The organism is Caballeronia concitans, from assembly GCF_001544615.1.
GTDB lineage: Bacteria > Pseudomonadota > Gammaproteobacteria > Burkholderiales > Burkholderiaceae > Caballeronia > Caballeronia concitans.
The window spans coordinates 134,951-154,918 of record NZ_FCNV02000005.1 but is presented as its reverse complement, the minus strand read 5'-3'; the positions used below and the strand labels follow the sequence as shown (position 1 = coordinate 154,918).

The 19,968-nt window shown below is 64.6% G+C and carries 17 protein-coding genes; 9 read left to right on the top strand and 8 right to left on the bottom strand.

Features of this window, described 5'->3' with window-relative positions; all coding sequences use genetic code 11:
• Nucleotides 1-56: 56 nt before the first annotated feature.
• The 5 genes from AWB72_RS14945 to AWB72_RS14925 all read right to left on the bottom strand — a co-directional run bounded on the left by AWB72_RS14945 (nucleotide 57) and on the right by AWB72_RS14925 (nucleotide 4,017).
• Nucleotides 57-839: a peptidylprolyl isomerase gene (locus AWB72_RS14945; protein ID WP_040048509.1), complete on the bottom strand. Its 783-nt coding sequence runs from the start codon at nucleotides 837-839 to the stop codon at nucleotides 57-59.
• A 95-nt stretch (nucleotides 840-934) separates the two neighbouring features.
• A complete protein-coding gene (locus tag AWB72_RS14940) occupies nucleotides 935-1,249 on the bottom strand; it encodes a BolA family protein (protein ID WP_040048508.1) in 315 nt (104 codons plus the stop codon).
• Nucleotides 1,246-1,782: a septation protein A gene (locus AWB72_RS14935; protein WP_040048507.1), complete on the bottom strand. Its 537-nt coding sequence runs from the start codon at nucleotides 1,780-1,782 to the stop codon at nucleotides 1,246-1,248. The genes AWB72_RS14940 and AWB72_RS14935 overlap by 4 nt, the downstream gene beginning before the upstream one ends.
• Nucleotides 1,783-1,927: 145 nt before the next feature.
• The gene (gene msrB / locus AWB72_RS14930; RefSeq protein WP_040048506.1) at nucleotides 1,928-2,350 is read right to left on the bottom strand and encodes a peptide-methionine (R)-S-oxide reductase MsrB; all 423 of its coding nucleotides are present in this window, start codon (nucleotides 2,348-2,350) and stop codon (nucleotides 1,928-1,930) included.
• A 65-nt stretch (nucleotides 2,351-2,415) separates the two neighbouring features.
• Complete coding sequence (locus AWB72_RS14925) at nucleotides 2,416-4,017, bottom strand: protein adenylyltransferase SelO (RefSeq protein ID WP_040048505.1); 1,602 nt, start codon at nucleotides 4,015-4,017, stop codon at nucleotides 2,416-2,418.
• A gap of 106 nt (nucleotides 4,018-4,123) precedes the next feature.
• Here AWB72_RS14925 and AWB72_RS14920 point away from each other — a divergent pair, with 106 nt between their 5' ends.
• The 6 genes from AWB72_RS14920 to AWB72_RS14895 all read left to right on the top strand — a co-directional run bounded on the left by AWB72_RS14920 (nucleotide 4,124) and on the right by AWB72_RS14895 (nucleotide 14,037).
• Complete coding sequence (locus tag AWB72_RS14920; protein WP_040048504.1) at nucleotides 4,124-5,782, top strand: 3-(methylthio)propionyl-CoA ligase; 1,659 nt, start codon at nucleotides 4,124-4,126, stop codon at nucleotides 5,780-5,782.
• A 111-nt stretch (nucleotides 5,783-5,893) separates the two neighbouring features.
• Nucleotides 5,894-7,978, top strand: coding sequence for a 3-hydroxyacyl-CoA dehydrogenase NAD-binding domain-containing protein (locus AWB72_RS14915; RefSeq protein ID WP_040048503.1), 2,085 nt, complete (start codon nucleotides 5,894-5,896; stop codon nucleotides 7,976-7,978).
• Between the two features lie 22 nt (nucleotides 7,979-8,000).
• Entirely contained in the window at nucleotides 8,001-8,630 is a 630-nt protein-coding gene (pncA, locus tag AWB72_RS14910) for a bifunctional nicotinamidase/pyrazinamidase (RefSeq protein WP_040048502.1), read from the top strand.
• Between the two features lie 61 nt (nucleotides 8,631-8,691).
• Nucleotides 8,692-8,994, top strand: a complete 303-nt coding sequence (locus tag AWB72_RS14905) for a Dabb family protein (protein WP_040048501.1) — start codon at nucleotides 8,692-8,694, stop codon at nucleotides 8,992-8,994.
• Nucleotides 8,995-8,999: 5 nt separating this feature from the next.
• Nucleotides 9,000-9,476 (top strand): PaaI family thioesterase, encoded by a 477-nt coding sequence (locus AWB72_RS14900; RefSeq protein ID WP_040048500.1) that lies wholly within the window; start codon nucleotides 9,000-9,002, stop codon nucleotides 9,474-9,476.
• A 391-nt stretch (nucleotides 9,477-9,867) separates the two neighbouring features.
• Nucleotides 9,868-14,037 carry a CheR family methyltransferase gene (locus AWB72_RS14895; protein ID WP_040048499.1) on the top strand — a complete coding sequence of 1,390 codons (4,170 nt, stop codon included), beginning with the start codon at nucleotides 9,868-9,870 and terminating at the stop codon, nucleotides 14,035-14,037.
• A 723-nt stretch (nucleotides 14,038-14,760) separates the two neighbouring features.
• Here the strand turns inward: AWB72_RS14895 and AWB72_RS14890 are convergent.
• Nucleotides 14,761-15,012, bottom strand: coding sequence for a hypothetical protein (locus tag AWB72_RS14890; RefSeq protein ID WP_244285636.1), 252 nt, complete (start codon nucleotides 15,010-15,012; stop codon nucleotides 14,761-14,763).
• A gap of 62 nt (nucleotides 15,013-15,074) precedes the next feature.
• Here AWB72_RS14890 and AWB72_RS14885 point away from each other — a divergent pair, with 62 nt between their 5' ends.
• From AWB72_RS14885 to AWB72_RS14875, 3 genes are all read left to right on the top strand, one after another.
• Nucleotides 15,075-16,061, top strand: coding sequence for a chemotaxis protein CheB (locus AWB72_RS14885; protein WP_040048498.1), 987 nt, complete (start codon nucleotides 15,075-15,077; stop codon nucleotides 16,059-16,061).
• A 113-nt stretch (nucleotides 16,062-16,174) separates the two neighbouring features.
• Nucleotides 16,175-17,044, top strand: coding sequence for an SDR family oxidoreductase (locus AWB72_RS14880; RefSeq protein WP_040048497.1), 870 nt, complete (start codon nucleotides 16,175-16,177; stop codon nucleotides 17,042-17,044).
• Between the two features lie 53 nt (nucleotides 17,045-17,097).
• On the top strand, nucleotides 17,098-18,060 hold the full coding sequence (locus AWB72_RS14875; RefSeq protein WP_040048496.1) for an alpha/beta hydrolase: 963 nt from the start codon (nucleotides 17,098-17,100) through the stop codon (nucleotides 18,058-18,060).
• On the opposite strand, the gene AWB72_RS14870 is transcribed toward AWB72_RS14875, so the two are convergent.
• Both AWB72_RS14870 and ygfZ read right to left on the bottom strand, forming a co-directional pair.
• Complete coding sequence (locus AWB72_RS14870; RefSeq protein ID WP_040048495.1) at nucleotides 18,052-18,879, bottom strand: NRDE family protein; 828 nt, start codon at nucleotides 18,877-18,879, stop codon at nucleotides 18,052-18,054. The two genes, AWB72_RS14875 and AWB72_RS14870, sit on opposite strands and share 9 nt — an antisense overlap.
• Nucleotides 18,880-18,883: 4 nt before the next feature.
• Nucleotides 18,884-19,870 (bottom strand): CAF17-like 4Fe-4S cluster assembly/insertion protein YgfZ, encoded by a 987-nt coding sequence (gene ygfZ, locus AWB72_RS14865; RefSeq protein WP_040048494.1) that lies wholly within the window; start codon nucleotides 19,868-19,870, stop codon nucleotides 18,884-18,886.
• Between the last annotated feature and the right edge of the window lie 98 nt (nucleotides 19,871-19,968).

The window sequence follows — 19,968 nt, the reverse complement described above, 5'->3', positions numbered from 1 at the left end:
AACTCGCGATCTGGGGCGCGTCGAAGGAGCGAAATTAAAGCGGAGCTGTTCAGCCCTTACTTCACCACCGCCTTCTTCCGCAACTGCTCCTCGAAGTCCTGCAGCTTTTGCTGCTGCATCTGCTGCGCGATCTGCGCCTTCACCTGATCGTACGGCGGCGGGGCGACCTCGCGGCTGTCGTCCAGACGAATGATGTGCCAGCCGAACTGCGTCTTCACCGGCGTCGCGGTGACTTCGCCCTTGTGCAGCTTCTCCGCCGCCGCGCCGAATTCCGGCACGTACGCCGACGGCGACGACCAGTCGAGATCGCCGCCATTCTTGCCCGATCCCGGGTCCTTCGAATATTGCTTCGCGAGGTCTTCGAAGCTCGCGCCGCCCTTGATCTTCGCGATCAGGTCCTTCGCCTGAGCCTCGTCTTCCACGAGAATGTGATGCAGATGCAGTTCCTTGCCGCCGCCCGTCTGCTTCACGAGCTGGTCATAGCGCGCCTTGATCTCGGCATCGCTCGGCTTGTTCTTGTTGACGTAGTCCTCGATCAGCGCGCGCAGCACCACGGTCTGCTGCGCGACGGCGATCTGCGCCTTCACGTCGGGGCGCGTCGCGATGCCTTCGCGCGCGGCTTCCTGCATCAGGATTTCGCGATTGATGAGTTCCTCGCGCACGGCCTGCTGCAATTGCGGCGAATCCTGCTGACCCTGCTGGACGAGTTGCTTCACGAGCGCATCGGCGCGCGACGTGGGAATCGGCGTGCCGTTGACCACGGCGATGTTTTGCGCAAACGCGGGAGCCGCCGCGAATGCAGCCAGCAACACCCAGACGCGGGTTTTTTTCAAAGTCATCGGAGGTTCCTAACTGAGCAAACTGACGCCTTCAAAAGGCGAGATTAGCGAAGATAAACCAGGCGCCGGTCCGAGCGGACCGGCAGGCCGCGAATTCATTCGAATTGTTCTGCGAACTCTTGCGGCGTAAAGGCGCGGATGGCGAGCGCATGCACGCCGCGCCGCATTTCATCGGCCAGCGCATCATACACCAGCCGATGCCGCGCCACGCGCGCCTTGCCGGCAAAGCGTTCCGAAACGATCGTCACCGTGTAATGGCTACCGGATGCCGCGCCCGCATGGCCCGCGTGCGCCGCGCTGTCGTCTTCGATATGCACCGCTTGCGGGTCGAGCGCCGCCGAAAGACGCGCTTCCAGATGCGCGATTTTTTCCTGCGCACCCGCGCTCATGAAGTCGAAGGTGTCGGTCACTGGTTGTCCTCCTTCATGTATTTCGCAAGCCAGAAGCTCTGCGCGACGATGAACAGCACGAGACACCCGGTCGCGCCGAAGAGCTTGAAGTTGACCCACTGATCCGTGGTGAAGTTGTACGCGACGAACAGATTCACGACGCCCAGCAGCGCGAAGAACACCGCCCACGCGACGTTCAATTGTCCCCAAACGCGATGCGGCAGCACGATCTGCTTGCCCATCATCGCTTCGATGAGGTTCTTCCTGAAGCCGATCTGCGCGACGATCAGCGCGAACGCGAACAGCCAGTAGAGCGCGGTCGGCTTCCATTTGATGAAGGTGTCGTTGTGCAGGACGAGCGTCGCGCCGCCGAACACGATGACCACGCCCAGGCTGACCCACAGCATCGGATCGACCTTGCGGTGACGGAACGCAACCCATGCGATCTGCACGAGCGTCGCCGCGATGGCGACGGCCGTCGCCGTGTAGATGCCCCAGATCTTGAATGCGACGAAGAAAAGGATGATCGGAAACAGATCGAACAGAAATTTCATTGGCGTCCGGAAGTGATGGCATCGGAGGGGCGGGCGCAGGCGGGAACCCGGCAATCAAAACGAACGCCCGCTCGGAAAGCGGGCGTCGTATGGAACGGCATGCACGCGTGAGCGTGTGCGTTGCAAATCGGTGCCTGCGCGCCCTTTACTTGGGTTCGAATTGTAGCGCAGCCGAGTTGATGCAATACCGCAGGCCGGTCGGCGCGGGGCCGTCCTCGAAGACGTGTCCCAGGTGCGCGCCGCAGTTCTTGCACACCACTTCGATGCGCAGCATGCCGTGCGAGCGATCGGTCTTTTCCTGGATGACTTCGCCGTTGATCGGCTTGAAATAGCTCGGCCAGCCACAGCCTGCATCGAACTTGGTATCCGACTCGAACAGCGGCGTGCCGCAGCATACGCAGTCGTAGACGCCGCGCTCGAAATGGTCCCAGTATTCGCCGGTGAACGGCCGTTCCGTCGCGGCGTGGCGCGTCACGCGGTACTGCGTTTCGTTGAGTTCGCTGCGGTAGGCGTCGTCGTCTTTCTTCAGCGGATAGTCGGTGGTGCCGGGAGTGTCGTCTCTGTTCATATCGTTTCCTTTGTCGATCCGTGGTCGATCGGTGCGTCTCTTGGACAGCGAAAGTGGGGGCGTTTCTACGAAGAACAACTCACTTCGAGATCGCTCGCCCAGTCAGGCGGAAGGCCGGCGTAGGCCTCGTATTCCGGTTGCTCGTCGTAAGGGCGGCGCAGCACGTCCAGAAGACGCGCGACTTCCGTGAAGTCTTTCTCGTTCGCCTGGCGGATGGCCTGTTCGGCCAGGTGATTGCGCAGCACGTACTTCGGATTCACGCGATTCATCGCCGCCGCGCGCGACGCGTCATCGCGCGATTCATGCGCAAGACGCTCGCGATACTGCACCGCCCACGCATCGAACGCGGCGCGATCGAGGAAGAGGTCGCGCACGGGTGCATCGTTCGATGCATCCGTCTTCGATACCTTCGACAGATTGCGGAACGTCAGCGTGAAATCCGCGCGGTTCGCGTGCATGATTTCGAAGAGGCCGTTGGCGAGCTTGTCGTCGCCGTCGCGCGCGGTTTCGAGGCCGAGCTTCGCGCGCATCTTCGCTTCGAGCGCGGGCGCGAACGCCGTCTTGTAGTGTTCGAGCACCTTCTGCGCTTCCTCCACCACGCGCTCGGCGCGGCCTTCTTCCGGCAGGTTTTCGCCGAAGAGCGGCACGAGCGCCTGCGCGAGACAGAAGAGGTTCCAGTAGCCGACCTGCGGCTGACGGCTATACGAATAGCGGCCCTGCGTGTCCGAGTGATTGCAGATGTGATGCGCGTTGAAGCCGTCCATGAAACCGAACGGACCATAGTCGATGGTGAGCCCCAAGATCGACATGTTGTCGGTGTTCATCACGCCGTGACAGAAGCCGACGCCCTGCCACTGCGCCATCAGTTCGGCGGTGCGGCGCACGGCTTCGTCGAGCAGCGCGAGGTAGGGATCGTCCGCGTCGCGGCACTGTGGATAGAAGCGGTCGATCACGTGATCGGCCAGCGCCTTCAGTTCGACGACGCGATCGTTCGAATAGAAATGCTCGAAGTGGCCGAAGCGCACGAAGCTCGGCGCGATACGCGTCGCGATCGCGGCGGTCTCGATAGTCTCGCGACGCACCGGCAAGTCGGAGCCGATGACGGCGAGCGCGCGCGTCGTCGGAATGCCGAGGTGATGCATCGCCTCGGAGCAGAGAAATTCGCGGATCGACGATCGCAGCACGGCGCGGCCATCGCCCATGCGCGAATACGGCGTGCGGCCCGCGCCCTTCAGCTGCACTTCGAGACGCGCCTTCGCGTGTTCGACTTCGCCTAACGTGATCGCGCGGCCGTCGCCCAGTTGACCCGCCCATACGCCGAACTGGTGTCCCGAGTAGACGGCCGCATAGGGCAGGGCGTCGCGCGGCCAGTCGGGCGTCGGATTGCCCGCGAAGTAGGCGGCGAACGCGGCCTGCTCAGGCCCGGTCGCGACGTCCGCATCGAAGCCGAGCGAATCGGCCGCTTCGCGCGACACGGCGACGACATACGGCGAGGGAACCGGCGTGGCCGGAAGGCGCGTCAGGAAGGCGTCGCCGAGCGCGGCGAAGGAGCCGGGGCGACCGCTTTGGATCGCGTCGGCGATTGCCTGCATGGACGCGGCGCGCGGCTGAAGTTCATCGGCTTCGTCGGTCGTTACGCGCACCGCATTGCTTGGGGAAAACGACATATTGAGCGCCTCAGAGTTAAACGATATTGTAATTCCGCGCCCGCGGGCCTGCAGGACGGCCCCCGATCAGGTAGCCAACAGCATTCCACTCGTCGAGGATTCACCTATGGCGGCACCGCTTTACGGTCAGATGATGGAAGTTCCGCTGCTCGCGTCGTCCCTCCTGTCTCACGCATCACGCCACTTCGGCGACACCGAGATCGTGTCGCGCCGCATCGAAGGCGATATTCATCGCTACACCTACCGCGATTGCGAAAAACGCGCGAAGCAGCTCGCGCAGGCGCTCGTCGCGCTGGGCGTCGAACAGGGCGAGCGCATCGGCACGCTGGCATGGAACGGCTATCGGCATCTCGAGTGTTATTACGGCGTGAGCGGCATGGGCGCGGTGTGCCACACGATCAACCCGCGCCTGTTCCCGGATCAGATTGCGTTCATCGTCGATCACGCCGACGACGCCTACGTGTTCTTCGACATGACCTTCGGGCCGCTCGTCGAAACCATCGCGCCGCAATGTCCGAACGTGAAAGGCTGGATCGCGCTCGGCGACGCGTCGTGCATCGCCGAACATCTCGGCGACATGAGCGTGCCGGTGATGAGCTACGAAAGTCTCATCGCGCCGCACGACGGCGTCTATGACTGGCCGCTGCTCGACGAGCGCCAGGCTTCGTTTCTGTGCTACACGTCTGGCACGACCGGCAATCCGAAGGGCGCGCTGTACTCGCATCGATCGACGGTGCTGCATGCATATAGCGCCGCGCTGCCGGACGCGATGGGCGCATCGTCGAGCGATTCGATTCTCCCCGTCGTGCCGATGTTCCATGTCAACGCGTGGGGCATTCCGCACGCGGGGCCGCTCGTCGGCGCGAAGCTCGTGTTTCCCGGCAAGGACCTCGACGGCAAGTCGCTCTATGAATTGATGGAAGCGGAAGGCGTCACGTATTCGGCGGGCGTGCCGACGGTCTGGCTCGGCTTGCTCGCTTACGTGAAGCAGGCGGGCAAGCGCTTTTCGACGCTCAAGCGCACGGTGATCGGCGGCTCGGCCTGTCCGCCCGCGATGCTGCGCACGTTCGAAGACGAATACGGCGTCGAAGTGATTCACGCGTGGGGCATGACGGAGATGTCGCCGCTCGGCACGCTCGCGCGCCTGAGTTTCCGGCAGAAGCAGCGCACGCCCGAAGAGCAGCGTGTTTCACGCGAGAAGCAGGGACACGTGCTCTTCGGCGTCGATATGAAAGTGGTCGGCGACGACGGCCGCGAACTGCCGTGGGATGGCCAGTCGTTCGGCGATCTCCATGTGCGCGGTCCGTGTGTCATCGACCGTTATTTCCGCCGCGACGATTCCCCGCTCGTGGACGGCTGGTTCCCGACCGGCGATGTTGCGACCATCGATGCCGACGGCTTCATGAACATCACCGATCGCAGCAAGGACGTGATCAAGTCGGGCGGCGAATGGATCAGCTCGATCGATCTGGAGAACATCGCGGTATCGCATCCGCAGGTGGCGGAAGCAGCGTGCATCGCGTGTTCGCATCCGAAGTGGACGGAGCGGCCGATGATCGTCGCGGTGCTCAAGCCCGGCGCAACGCTCACGCGCGAAGAGCTGATCGCGTTCTACGAAGGCAAGGTCGCGAAGTGGTGGATTCCCGACGACGTCGTGTTCGCCGACGAGTTGCCGCACACCGCGACGGGCAAGCTGCAGAAGGTGCGCTTGCGGGAGCTGTATCGCGGGCACGTGCTGCCGGACGTCGCGGAAAAGGCGGTCTAGCGGCATCGAAGTGGAATCGCCCGGACGCGAATTGAACGCCCGTTTTCCTTTGTGTATTCTCGACCGATCGCCCACAATGGGCCATCGGTGCGAGACACAGAGGAGCCATTCATGGCCGTGCAGTACACCATCCGCGACAACGTCGCCGTCATCACGCTCGACAACCCGCCCGTGAACGGGCTCGGACATTCGACGCGCGCGGGCATCGTCGAAGGCATCGAGCGCGCGCGCGACGATGCGGGCGTCGCCGCCATCGTCATGATCGGCGCGGGCAAGGCGTTCTCGGGCGGCGCGGACATCACCGAATTCAACACGCCCAAAGCCACGCAGGAACCGACGCTCGCGACCGTCATCAAGGCCGTCGAGGGCAGCGGGAAGCCGGTCGTCGCGGCGATCCACGCCATCGCGATGGGCGGCGGTCTCGAACTCGCGCTCGGCGCGCATTACCGCGTGGCCGCGCCCGGCGCGCAGATCGCGCTGCCCGAAGTGAAGCTCGGGCTTTTGCCGGGCGCGGGCGGCACACAGCGTCTGCCGCGCGCGGTCGGGCTGGAAACCGCGCTCGAGATGATCGTGTCGGGCACGCCGGTCAAGTCCGAGAAGCTCGCGCACACCGCGCTCTTCGACAAAATGGCCGAAGGCGATCTGCTCGACGCCGCCGTGCGCTTCGCCGCGCGCGTCGCGTCGCACAATGGGCCGCATCCGAAAGTGCGTGACCGCGAAATCGATCATGCCGATGCCGATGGCTTCATCCGCTCGGCGCGCGAACACATCGCGCGGACGGCGAAGCATTTCCCCGCGCCGCACAAGTGCATCGATGCCATCGAGCGCGGCGTGAAGGAAGGCTTCGAGCGCGGTCTCGCGTTCGAGCGCGAGTGTTTTCTGGCGCTCGTGCAGACGCCCGAGAGCCGCGCGCTGCGGCACGCGTTCTTCGCGGAGCGCGCGGCGGGCAAGATCGCCGACGTGCCATCGAACACGCCGACGAGAAACATTCAGCGCGTCGGCGTGATCGGCGCGGGAACGATGGGCGGCGGCATCGCGATGAACTTCCTCAACGCGGGCTTGCCGGTCGTGCTGCTCGAAACGAAGCAGGACGCGCTCGATCGCGGCCTCGCCAACATTCGCCGCCACTACGAAGCGCAAGCGAACAAGGGCAAGCTCTCGCACGAGCAAGTCGATGCGCGCATGCGCCTCATCACGCCGACGCTCGCGTACGGCGATCTCGCGCAGGCCGATCTCATCGTCGAAGCGGTCTTCGAAGAGCTCGACGTGAAAGCGCAAGTGTTCCGTCAACTCGATGACATCGCCAAACCCGGCGCGATTCTCGCCACGAACACATCGACGCTCGATGTCGACGCCATCGCCGCATTCACGAAGCGGCAGGGCGATGTCATCGGCATGCACTTCTTCAGTCCCGCACACGTCATGAAGCTGCTCGAAGTGGTGCGCGGCGCGAAGACGGAAAAAGACGTGCTCGCGACCGTCATGCAACTCGCGAAAAAGATACGCAAGACGGCGGTGGTCGCGGGCGTGTGCGACGGCTTCATCGGCAACCGGATGATCGAGCAATACGTGCGGCAGGCGCTTTTCATGCTCGAAGAAGGCGCGCTGCCCGCGCAGATCGATCGCGCGATCGAGCAGTTCGGCTTCGCGATGGGGCCGTTTCGCATGAGCGATCTCGCGGGCAACGACATCGGCTGGGCCATTCGCAAGCGGCGTTATCGCGACGAGCCGCAGATGCGTTACTCGGGCATCGCGGACCGGCTCTGCGAAGCGGGCCGCTTCGGGCAGAAGACCGGCGCGGGATGGTACGACTATCGCGACGGCTCGCGCGACGCCACGCCCTCGCGCGCGGTCGACGACATGATCGTCGCGTATTCGAAGGAGCGGGGCATCGAGCGGCGCAGTATCGGCGATGACGAGATCGTCGAGCGGCTCGTGTATGCGCTCGTGAACGAAGGCGCGAAGATTCTCGACGAAGGCATCGCGAGCAAGGCGTCGGATATCGACATGGTTTATCTGACCGGCTACGGCTTTCCGCTCTGGCGCGGCGGCCCGATGTTCCATGCCGATGCCGTCGGCCTGCCGAACGTCGAACGCGCGGTGCGCCACTACGCGGGCCAAGCCAACGGCGACGCATGGCAACCGGCCGCGCGCCTCACCCGACTCGCGGCTTCCAACGGCCGCTTCAACGCCTGATCAACGCCTGATTTCCGCCGATATGAAACCCGTGGAAGATGTGCTCCTCATCGTCGATGTGCAATATGACTTCATGCCCGGCGGCGCGCTTGCCGTCGCGCATGGCGATGAAGTCGTGCCGGTCATCAACCGGCTCGCGCGCGCGTTCTCGCACGTGGTGCTGACGCAGGACTGGCATCCGGCGTCGCACGTGTCGTTCGCGGCGAATCACGAAGGCCGCGCGCCGTTCGAAACGCTCACGCTGCCCTATGGCGAACAGGTGCTGTGGCCGGTTCATTGCGTGCAGGGCACCGAAGGCGCAGCGCTGCATCGCGATCTGGATGCGCCGCACGCGCGCCTGCTCGTGCGCAAGGGGCATCACGAACACGTGGACAGCTATTCCGCGTTCGTCGAAGCGGACCGCGCGACGCCCACCGGACTCGCCGGCTACTTGCGCGAAGTGGGCGCGAAACGCATCTGGCTCGCGGGCCTCGCCACCGATTATTGCGTCGCGTGGTCCGCGCTCGATGCGCGCGCCGCGGGCTTCGAGGCAAACGTGATCGAAGACGCCTGCCGCGCGATCGATCTGAACGGCTCGCTCGAAAAAGCCTGGAACGACATGCGCGCGGCGGGGGTCGCACGCGTGCAGTCGGCGCAGATCGAAGCGGCGTGACGCATCGATAGCCGCCGGGGATTTGTTACGCTTGCAGCTTCGTTCAAGAACAGGAGTCGCCGTGCTGCGTCACATCGTCATGTGGAAACTGAAAGACTTCGCCGAGGGCGCCGACCGCGCGGAAAACGCGCAGAAGCTCAAGGCGAAGCTCGAAACCTGCCGGAGCATCGTGAAAGGGCAAGGGCACTTCGAAGTCGGCACGGCGCAACCGGGCTTCGATTGCACGTACGACGTGGTGCTCGTCTCGGATTTCGACGACAAAGCCTCGCTCGATGCTTACCAGAACCATCCGAAGCATGTCGCCCTGAAGGACTTCGTCGCGGCGATCCGCGAAGCGCGCCAGTGCGTCGACTACGAGGTGTGACCGCCATGACCGAACCCTCGAAAACTCACAGCCTGGCGCTCGAAAGCCCGTTCATCGACATGCTCGGCGTGGAGCTCGTGAAAGCCGTCGATGGCGAAAGCGAAGTGCGCCTGCCGCTCGGCAACGCGCATCTGAACACCTGGGGCATTGCGCACGGCGGCGTGACCATGACGCTGCTCGACGCCGCGCTCGCCATTGCGGCGCGCAGTCTGGCGGGCGATGGCATCGGCGTCGTCACCGTCGAAATGAAGGTCAACTTCATGCAGCCGGGACGCGGCGAGCTGCGCGGTTACGGACGCGTGCTGCATCGCTCGACGACGATGGCCTATTGCGAAGGCGAAATCCGCGACAGCGAAGGGCATTTCGTCGCGAAGGCGCTCGGAACGTTCAAGTACATGAAGCGGCTGGCGGTCGGGCGGGATGTCGTCAGGCAGAAGCTGCGTTCCGATCCTGAAGCGACGCCCGGACCGAGCGACGCCTGACCTTCCTGCACGCCGGAACCGCGCAGAATGACGCGCCGATTCCGATGGACACCTTTCGTACAGTAAGCCGACTTTTCATCGCGCGCGTACGACATCGACCGATCGTATGGTTTTTAATGCCTTGCCGCCCGCGCAAGGCATTGAAAGGCTGCGCGGGCGATTCGCGCGCCCCCGTCAGAAAGGTGACAACGTTATTCCTGCGCCAACTAACATAGTCGTATAACGAAAAGAATTCCTGCGAAAACGGGCACTTCCGAAACGCGCCGTTCCAGGGGGTAAGATCACGCGTCTTTATACAGGACGTTGGCGGCGCGACGCCGATGCCGAACGTTTGGCGCGGCCTTAAGGCGATCACGGCGCGGTGCACGAATACGAACGAGGAGATGCAGGGATGGCACGTCAGAATCCGACGGGTCGAGGGACCGAAGCCGAGCCGAAGGTTGTCACGAGCGATCTGCCGTTTCCGGTGGTCGGACTCGGGGCGTCCGCCGGCGGTGTCGAGGCTTTGCAGACCTTCTTCGAGAACGCGCCGAGCACCATGAACATGGCGTTCGTGGTGATCGTGCATCTGGCATCGCGAAGAGTCAGCCATCTGCACGACATCCTGCAACGCACGACCGGCATGCCGGTGCATCAGGTCGACGCGACGATGGCGATCGAAAACAATCACGTTTACGTGATCGCGCCCGGCAAGCAGCTCGAGATGTCCGACGGCTGCCTGCGCGTCAGCGAACGCGACGCATCGGACAAGCCGCCGCTCACCATCGATCACTTTTTCCGCACGCTGGCCAACGCGCACGGCGCGCACGCGATCGGCGTGGTGCTGTCGGGTTCGGGAGCCGATGGCGCTTCGGGCCTGAGCCGCGTGAAGGAAGCAGGCGGCATCACGCTCGCCCAGACGCCGAACGACGCCGAGTACCCGGAAATGCCGCGCAACGCGATCGCGACGAATCATGTCGATATTGCATTGCCCGCCGCCGAATTGCCGCAACGCCTGCTCGATCTCTGGAGCGACGCCCAGCTCATCCGCTCGCAGCAGATGGAAGCGCTCGACGCGCCGGCCGACGCGCGCCGTTCGATCATCGAAGGCCCGGAGCGCGCGCTCGCCGACATCCTGATGCATCTGCGCGTGCGCACCGGCCACGATTTCCGGCCTTACAAACGCGCGACCGTGTTGAGGCGTATCGAGCGGCGCATGCAGGTCAACGGCCAGCGCGACCTGCTCGCGTATCGCGACTTCCTGCGCTCGAATTCCGACGAAGCCACCGCGTTGCTCGCCGACATGCTGATCGGCGTGACGCAGTTCTTCCGCGACCGCGAAGCATTCGATTCGCTCGAACGCGATGTCATCAGCACGCTCTTCAACGAGCAGTCCGGCGAAACGCAGGTCCGCGTGTGGGTGGCGGGCTGCTCCACGGGCGAGGAGGCGTACTCGGTCTCGCTGCAGCTGGCGCGTGCGCGCGATGCCGCTTCGTCGAGCCGGACGATCCAGGTGTTCGCCACCGATATCGACGACGTCGCGATCGTGCGGGCGCGCACCGGGACCTATCCGGCGTCGATTGCGAGCGACGTCCCGCCCGATCTGCTGCAGCGCTATTTCACGCGAGAGGGCAGCCACTATCAGATCGTCAAGGCGGTGCGCGAGCGCATTCTGTTCGCCGCGCACAGTCTCATGCGCGATCCGCCGTTCTCGCATCTCGACCTGATTTCCTGCCGCAACGTGCTGATTTATCTGGATCGCGCCGTGCAGCGGCAGATTCTCGAACTGTTTCACTTCGCGCTGCGTCCGAACGGCTTCCTGTTTCTCGGCACGGCCGAATCCGCCGATGCAGCCGACGACCTCTTCACCGTCGTCGACAAGAAGAACCGGATCTATCGCGCGAAGGCCGTCGCGAACCGCGCGAAGCCGGCTGTCAGTTTCCCGCCGCTTCAGGCGGGAGCGGTCCGCACGGAAGACCGTGCCGGCGCCGCGACGCTGCTGCAGCCGCCGCCGAGCCCCGCGCAGCGCAGCTTTTCGTACGCCGAACTGCATCAGCGCGCGCTGGAGCAATACGCGCCGCCGAGCGTGGTCATCGATCGCGATTCGAACCTCGTCCATCTCTCCGACAACGCGGGCGCGTTCCTGCGGCATACGGGCGGCGAGTTGACGAGCAACATCATCGCGCTGGTGCTGCCGGATTTGCGCCTCGAGTTGCGCACCGCGATTTTCCGCGCGCTTCAGACCGGTACGAGCGTCGAAGCGCGGCGGGTGAAATGGGTTCGCGACTCGCGCGTGTCGTGGCTCAGCATGGCGGTGCGGCCGTTCTTCGATCAGGTCGCCGGCGCGGAATTCCTGCTCGTCGTCTTCGATGAAGTCGCCGGCCACATGACCGACGACGAGCAGACCGAAGCCGGTCAGGACCCCGTCCTGCTGCAACTCGAGCACGAGTTGCAGCACAGCCGCGAGCAACTGGCGACGGTCATCGAGCAGTATGAAACGTCGGTGGAGGAACTGAAGGCGTCGAACGAAGAATTGCAGGCGATCAACGAGGAACTGAGATCGACGTCCGAGGAACTGGAGAGCAGCAAGGAAGAGCTGCAATCGGTCAACGAGGAACTCACGACCGCCAACGCCGAAATGCAGGCGCGCATGGAGGACACGGCCAAGGCCAACGACGACCTGCACAACATCATCGCGTCGAGCGAGATCGCGACGGTTTTCGTCGACAAGGAAATTCGCGTGAAGCGCTTCACGCCGAACGCGACCGCTATTTTCAAGCTGATCGACAGCGACCTCGGCCGCTCGCTTTTCGACATCACGCATTCGCTGCGCTATCCGACGCTCGCCGACGATGTCAGGCAGTCGTTCCAGTCGCTGCAGTTGACCGAGCGCGAAATCCAGAGCGAGACGGGCCGCTGGTATCTGATGCGGCTCTTGCCGTATCGAACGGCGGACGATCATATCGACGGCGCGGTGATCACGCTGATCGACGTCACCGCGCGCCATCAGGCCGAGGAAGCCGCACGCGCGAACGAGCAGCGCCTGCGGCTCGTGGCGCAATCGACGAAGGACTACGCGATCATCGTGCAGGACAGCAACGGCGTGATCGTGAGCTGGAACGCGGGCGCGGAACGCATCTTCGGCTACAGCGAAAGCGAGGTGACGGGCCAGGACATCGCGCTCATTTACGAGCCGAACGACCGCCAGTCGATGATGCCCGCGCGCGAGCGCGAGACCGCCGCGAGGGAAGGCCGCGCCGACGACGAACGCTGGCATCAGACGAAGGACGGCCGCCGCATCTATTGCAGCGGCGTGGTGACGCCGATCGTCGATGCGTCGTTCACCGGCTTCGCGAAGATCATCCGCGATCTGACCGAACGCAAGCTGAGCGAGGACGCGAACCGCGAAGCGTTGATGCAGGAACAGGCAGCGCGCGAACAGGCGTCGAATTCGAATCAGTTGAAGGATGAATTCATCGCGGTGTTGTCGCATGAGCTGAAGCATCCGCTCAATCTGATCGGCGTGAAGGCGGAGATGCTGCCGCGGCTGCCGCAGACGCGCAATATCGAGGCCGTGCGCGACGCCGCGTGGTGGATACGTCAGGCGGTGCGCAGCCAGGCGCAGATCATCGACGATCTGCTCGACTGGTCGCGCATCCAGACGGGCAAGCTGGCGCTGAACTTCAGCCGCGTGGATCTGGCCGCGATACTCGTGAGCGTGGCGGATACCGTGGAACAGGACGCTCACGCGCGCGGCATCACGTTGAATACGGACATCCCGGCGCGTCCTGCCACGACCATCGCCGATCCGACGCGCTGCGAGCAGATCATCTGGAACCTCGTTTCGAACGCGATCAAGTTCACCGACCACGGCGGGCGAATCGATTTGCGTCTGAGCCGCGAGGGGCGCATGCATCGTATCGACGTGACCGATAGCGGGCAGGGCATCGAGGCGGATACCTTGCCGTTTATCTTCGACATGTTCCGTCAGGGCACGCGCGACCGGTCGCGCAATGGTCTGGGGATTGGTCTTGCGCTCGTGAAGCAACTGGCGGAGATGCAGGGCGGGCGTGTGCAGGCGCGTTCGGGCGGCGCCAATCTCGGCGCGACGATGACCGTGTGGCTGCCGAGGGCCGAGGAAGAAGGTGCGGATACGGAGCGCCGCGATTCCGGCAGGGAGTCGATTGCGGGCTTGCAGATCTTGCTCGTCGACGATGATCGTGAAGCGGCTGCTTCACTGACTACGTTGCTAGAACTCGAAGGCGCGTCGGTGACGGGCGTGACGAACGCGGCGGAGGCGCTCGGGCTGGAGGTGGAGCAATCGATCGATGTCGTGCTGTCGGATATTGCGTTGCCCGGCATGGACGGGTATGAGCTGATGCGTCGCATGCGGGCGGATCGCCGATGGGCGGCAGTGTCGGCGGTGGCGTTCACGGGACATAGCCGTGAGGAAGACGTCAAGGCCGCGATGGACGCGGGGTTCGATGCGCATCTCGCCAAGCCGCTCGATTTCGATCAGTTGCTCGAGACGTTGTGTTCGTTCGTTACACGGGATGATCAGCGTTCTCAAAGCGCACGGTGATTTTGCGGTACCCGCGTGGGGGTTATCTGGCTCTTCTTGTTTCGGGAAGCTTGTATTCGCGTCGGTCTATCTGCGTTGCCCCTCCCCGGGGCGGGGGTCACTTTCTTTGCTGCTGCAAAGAAAGTAACCAAAGAAAGCAGCTTTTTCGCCCGCTGTTCTGGATAACGGAGCACTCCGTAGAACCACGTTGGCACTCAGCTTGAATCAACCTTGAATCACCTTCCACGCCCGCTGAGCACCACCCCATGCGAGCCCTCGGGCTCGTCAACACCGTCGGGCACTACCGCCCACGCAGTGAATAAAAGACGCCCCACGACAATCACAAAGCACATACTGAAAACCACGAACTATGAACCGTGCGCAGCAAACCGTCGACAAACAAGTTAGGTTTGCATACGTTAGCGGTGGCGGGTGGCTTTTCTAGAAGTTGGGCTGTCGCGTGGCGCGTTGCACACCGCTGGTGTTGACGAGCCCGGGGGCTCGCATGGGGTGGCGCTCAGCGGGCGTGGAAGGTGATTCAAGGCTGTTTCAAGCTGAGTGCCAATCTGGTTCTACGGAGTGATTACACAGTCAGTGCTTCGGGCCAGAAAAGCTGCTTTCTTTGGTTACTTTCTTTGCAGCAGCAAAGAAAGTGACCCCCGCCCCGGGGAGGGGCGACCTAATAGACCGACACGAAAATAAGAAAAGGAAAAAGGGTCGCTAGGGACACCCTAGAAAAGAACCCTATTCACGTTTCTCCTCGTGCGACTGCTTCATCAACTGCCCGACGACCTCAACAATAGCCTCGCGATGCAATAAAAACTGTGCAAGCGTTGCCTGCATGGCGGCGAGCAAATCTTCGGCGCGTCGCTTCTCAGCATCCGGCAGATCGCCGGACCCGATCAGCGCCTCGTGCGTGGCAATCCGCACCGTCGCCTCCGCGATATGCCGGTCCGCCTGCTCGAGCCTCGCGAGTTCTTCCTGCAAGCTCACCATAGACTTCTCCAGGATCCGCGGCCGCGGCGCGGCGATTGCTGCAGAGCCAAGAAGGAGGGCGTATGGATCATCGAGACATTGTGGTCATCGCGGCATCCCGTGGCGCCATTCCAGTGCTTAAACGACTGGTATCGGCGCTTCCCCGTGACTTTCCCGCGGCCATCTTCATCGTCCTGCACGTAGGCCGGCACAAAAGCGTCTTGCCCGACATGTTGTCCCAATGGGGCGCCTTGCCGGCCCGGCATCCCGCATCAGGGGAGGCACTCGCGCGCCACGAAGTCTATGTCGCGCCGCCGGATCGGCACATGGTACTGCTGCACGGCGAAATATGTCTACTCGACACCGCCGCCGAAAACTTCGCACGGCCCGCCGCCGATCCGCTGTTCCGCTCCGCTGCCATGGAGTACGGACCGCGCGTCGTCGGCGTCGTGCTGAGCGGCGATCTCGACGATGGCGCCGCCGGACTCGCCGCCGTCCGCGCACGCGGCGGCTACTGCGTCGTGCAGGACCCGCTCGATTGCGAAGCGCCATCGATGCCGCGCAGCGCGCTCGCCGCCACGTCCGCCGATGCCGTCGTGTCCGCGGACCGGCTCGCGCACGCCATCGACGCTGCCGTGAAAGGCGCAAGACGCAGTGAGGAGGCTACCGTGAGTATCCGCCCCGACCTCGACCAGGAAGCGCAGATCGGCAACCGGGGCGTGGTCACGCCCGAAGAACTGGACCGCATCGGCGAACGTTCCGCGCTCACCTGTCCCAACTGTTCCGGCGCGCTCTGGCGCATGCGGGACGAGCGTCCGCTGCGCTTTCGCTGCCATACCGGTCACGCGTTCACGAGCCTGTCGCTCGAAGAAGGCAACGAGAAGCGCACCGAGGACGCCATCTGGAGCGCCATCCGCGCCGTGCACGAGCGCATCATCCTCGCGCAGCAACGGCGGCGCTGGGCCGAACACGCCGGAAGCACCGACGACATCGCGATCGAGCAGACCCGCATCGAAGAAAACGAAAAGCTCGTCGAACTGCTGCGCGCGGCTATCGGCGCCACGTCGTAACGGACGCTCCCGCGCGCGCCCTGTCGCGTACACTGCTAGACCGCCGATGCATCGCAGGAGAGTCATCGCTGCGGTTGCATCAGTACGCCCACTCTCGCCGACAGGAGAATCCGTTGGATCGCTTCGACAACAAGGTCGCCGTCATCACCGGCGCCGGCAGCGGCTTTGGCCGTGAATTCGCGTTCGAGGGCGCGTCGCGCGGCATGAAGCTCGTGCTCGCCGATATCGACGCCGCCGCGCTCGCCGCCACCGTCGACGCCGTGCGCGCACAGGGCGGGCAAGCGATCGGCGTGCAGACGGACGTATCGGACGCGAGCCAGGTCGATGCGCTCGCCCGCGCAGCGCTCGATGCCCATGGCGGCGTGCATCTGCTCTTCAACAACGCGGGCGTCGGCGCGGGCGGCTTCGTGTGGGAGAACAGCGCGAAGGACTGGCAATGGGTGTTCGGCGTCAACGTGATGGGCGTGGCCAACGGCCTGCGCGCCTTCACGCCGATCATGCTCGCGCAGGGCGAGCCCGCGCATATCGTCAACACGGCGTCGGTGGCGGGCCTGCTCGCCGCGCCCGCGATGGGCGTCTACAACGCATCGAAGCACGCGGTCGTCGGGCTGACGGAAACGCTCTATCACGACCTGCGGCTCACGGGCGCGCCGATCGGCGTCTCGCTCCTGTGTCCGGCGTTCGTGCCGACCGGCATCGCCGATGCCGAACGCAACCGCCCCGACGCGCTCGCCAACGACGCGCCGCTGACCGCATCGCAGAAAATGGCGGCGCGGCAACTGACGCGCGCGGTGGAAGGCGGCCGGCTTTCGGCGCGCGACGTCGCCTTGCTCACGTTCGATGCCGTGCGGGAAGGGCGCTTTTACGTCATCACGCATCCGAACATCATGCCGTCGATCCAACTGCGGCTCGACGACATCGCGCAATTGCGCAATCCGACCGATCCGATGTCGCTCAGGCGCGAGACGAAACGGCCGGACTAGCGTGTACGTGGCATCATCGTGCGCCTTGTGCGCTTACATGACTTCTTTCACCGATGCCGCTCAATCCGAAAATCGCGCAAATCCTCGAGATGGTCGCGCGCGCCAATCGTCCGCCGTATCACACGCTGACGCCGCAACAGGCGCGCGCCGCCTATGCGATGAGCGCGCCGATTCTCGATATCGCGCCGCTGCCGATGCACAGCGTCGAGCCCATGCGCATCGCGACGCGCGATGGCGGCGAGATCGGCGTGTGCGTCTATCATCCGGCCGCGCCGAGCTGGGCGGAGCCGGCGGCGGCGCTCTTGTATCTGCACGGCGGCGGCTTCACGGTGGGCAGCATCGCGACGCATGACGCGCTGTGCCGCAAGCTCGCGCACGATGCGGGCTGCGCGCTCGTATCGGTCGATTACCGGCTCGCGCCCGAGCACAAGTTTCCCGTCGCCGTCCACGATGCCTTCGACGCGCTCCAATGGCTCGCGCGCGAAGCGCCGCTTCTGGGCATCGACCCGGCGCGGCTTGCGATCGGCGGCGACAGCGCGGGCGGCACGCTCGCGACCGTCTGCGCCGTGCTCGCGCGCGATGCGGGCATCGACTTACGGCTGCAATTGCTAATTTATCCCGGCACGAGCGCGCGTCAGGAGAGCGCATCGCATGCGCGGCTCGCGGAGGGCTACTTGTTGTCGGGCGAGACGATCCAATGGTTCTTCGCCCAATATCTGCGCGATGAACGCGATCGCGACGACTGGCGCTTCGCACCGCTCGATGGCGCCATCGGCCAGCCGGATTTCGCGGGCGTCGCGCCGGCGTGGATCGCGGCGGCGGACCACGACCCGCTCTACGACGAAGACCTGGCCTATGCCGCGAAGCTCGAAGCCGCCGGCGTGCGCGTGACGCTCGCGCGCTACGAAGGCATGATCCACGAGTTCTTCAAGATGGGCGGCTTCGTGCCCGAAGTGGCCCGCGCGCATGCGGACGCGGTGCGGGCGCTCAAGGAAGCGTTCGGCGTTTCAGGCTGATCGCTCGATCACGAAATCGAACGCCCGCTCGAAGTGTCCGGGCCGCACGATGCGATGCGAGCCGTCATCGTCGCTGCGTTCCTTGATTTCCAGCGCAAGCCCGCGTGAAGTCGGCGCGACGCGCAACGCCGTCGTGCTGCGCGTGCCGTACTCGGGCGTCTCTATGAACGCCGCCGACAGCACGCGCTCACGCTCGATCGAAATGCCCGTCGACGGCAGCACGTCGTCGTTGGCGATGCGCGGATCGCGCAGCGTGTCGATCAGCACATCGAGCGCGGGTTGTTCGTCGGCGTGGATCAGATCGGCGAGCGCCTCGCGTTGCGCGACGAGCTTCGGCCACGGCGTGTTCAGCAGGCTGTTGGAAAGACCGTGCACGCCCGCTTCGAGCAGCGCGGGCGGCGTGTCGGCGCGATTGCCGTACCAGCCGAGTTCGCGCCGCGTGAAATCGCCGCAAAGCAGATTGAAACCATTATAGCGATGCCCTTGCTCCGCCACGCGCGTCAGATAGTCGAGCGGCGCCATGCGTTCGCCCGCCAGAAACGCGCTCACGAGCGTGCCGCGCGTGGGCGCATCGGCGCGTAGCTCGGCGGGCGAGCGATAGTTCGTCAGCGCGGCGAAGCGGCCATCGCGGCTCACGCCGAGCCACGTACCGCCGCCCGTCAGATCGCGGCCCGCGAGCACGCCGGGGGCGTCGGTCCACCAGTGCATCGGTTCGGCGTCGCGGCGGAAGAATTCGTCGCGGTTCGCTGCGAGCGTCAGCAACGCGCGTTCGCCGTGCGGCGCGGCGTCCGGTTGCCAGTCGAAGACGATCAGGCACATGCGCTCAAGCGTCCGACGGGAAAGCGTAGGGCAGCGGCAGGAATTCGAGCGCGGGCCCATCGGCGGAACCGACGTGCACCGAGCCGTCATCGAGCGCGGCGAGCTTGATCTCGACGAGACAATCCACGCCGCCTCGTTCCGACGGCGCCGCGTTCACGACGAGTCCGCACGGCTGCCCCGGATCGGCGGAATGGAACAGCTCCGCGCCGGCCGTCGCGGCTTCGGCGCGCGCGAGCGCCGTGCGCCGCTTGATCGTGCCGCGATACTGGCTGCGCGCGACCACTTCCTGACCCGGATAGCAGCCTTTCTTGAAATTAACGCCGCCGAGCACGTCGAAATTGACCATCTGCGGGACGAACTGCTCGACCGTCGCCTGCGTGATGCGCGGCTCGCCCGCGTGGATATCGAGCCAGTCCCACAACTGCGCGGGCGCGCGATGCAGCGTGTTGCCGAGGCTCGCGAGCCGCGCTTCGACATCCGCTTTCGGGCCGACCCACAGAAAACGCGGTCGATTCGCCGCGTCCGGCACGCGGATAAGCGCGCCATGCGGACCTTCGACCTTCACGTGGACGCCATCGGGCAGCGCGTCGAAGATGCCGGACAATGCGGCGCGTACATCGCCCGCGAAGCCGACGGCGGCGACTTCGGCGGTCGCGTCGGAGAGTTTCGCCTTCGCGCGCAGCACGAACATGGACAGACGCTTCTGCACGGGCGGCTGGATATCGCTCGAAATCAGCATGCGGAACGCGTCGGACGTGCGCCACATCAGGAACGAGCCGAGCAGCCGGCCCTTGGCCGAGCAGTAGCCCGCGAGCCGCGCGGTCGATGCGTCGAGGTGCTGCACGTCGTTCGTCAACTGGCTGTGCAGGAACGTGGCGGCGTCTTCGCCTCTGACGTCGATCACGCCGAATTGCGTGAGCGGAATGTAGACGCCCGCGGTCCGGACGGCTTCGAAATCGGCGGCGGCGAGGGAAGGGGTCTGAAGATTCATGTGTCGGGAAGAGTCGATGCCGGCGGTGCGGCCGGTCGATCCGGCCTCCGCGCAGGCGGGCAAGTTATTATATTGGTCTTACTCCAAGCGTGTTTCGC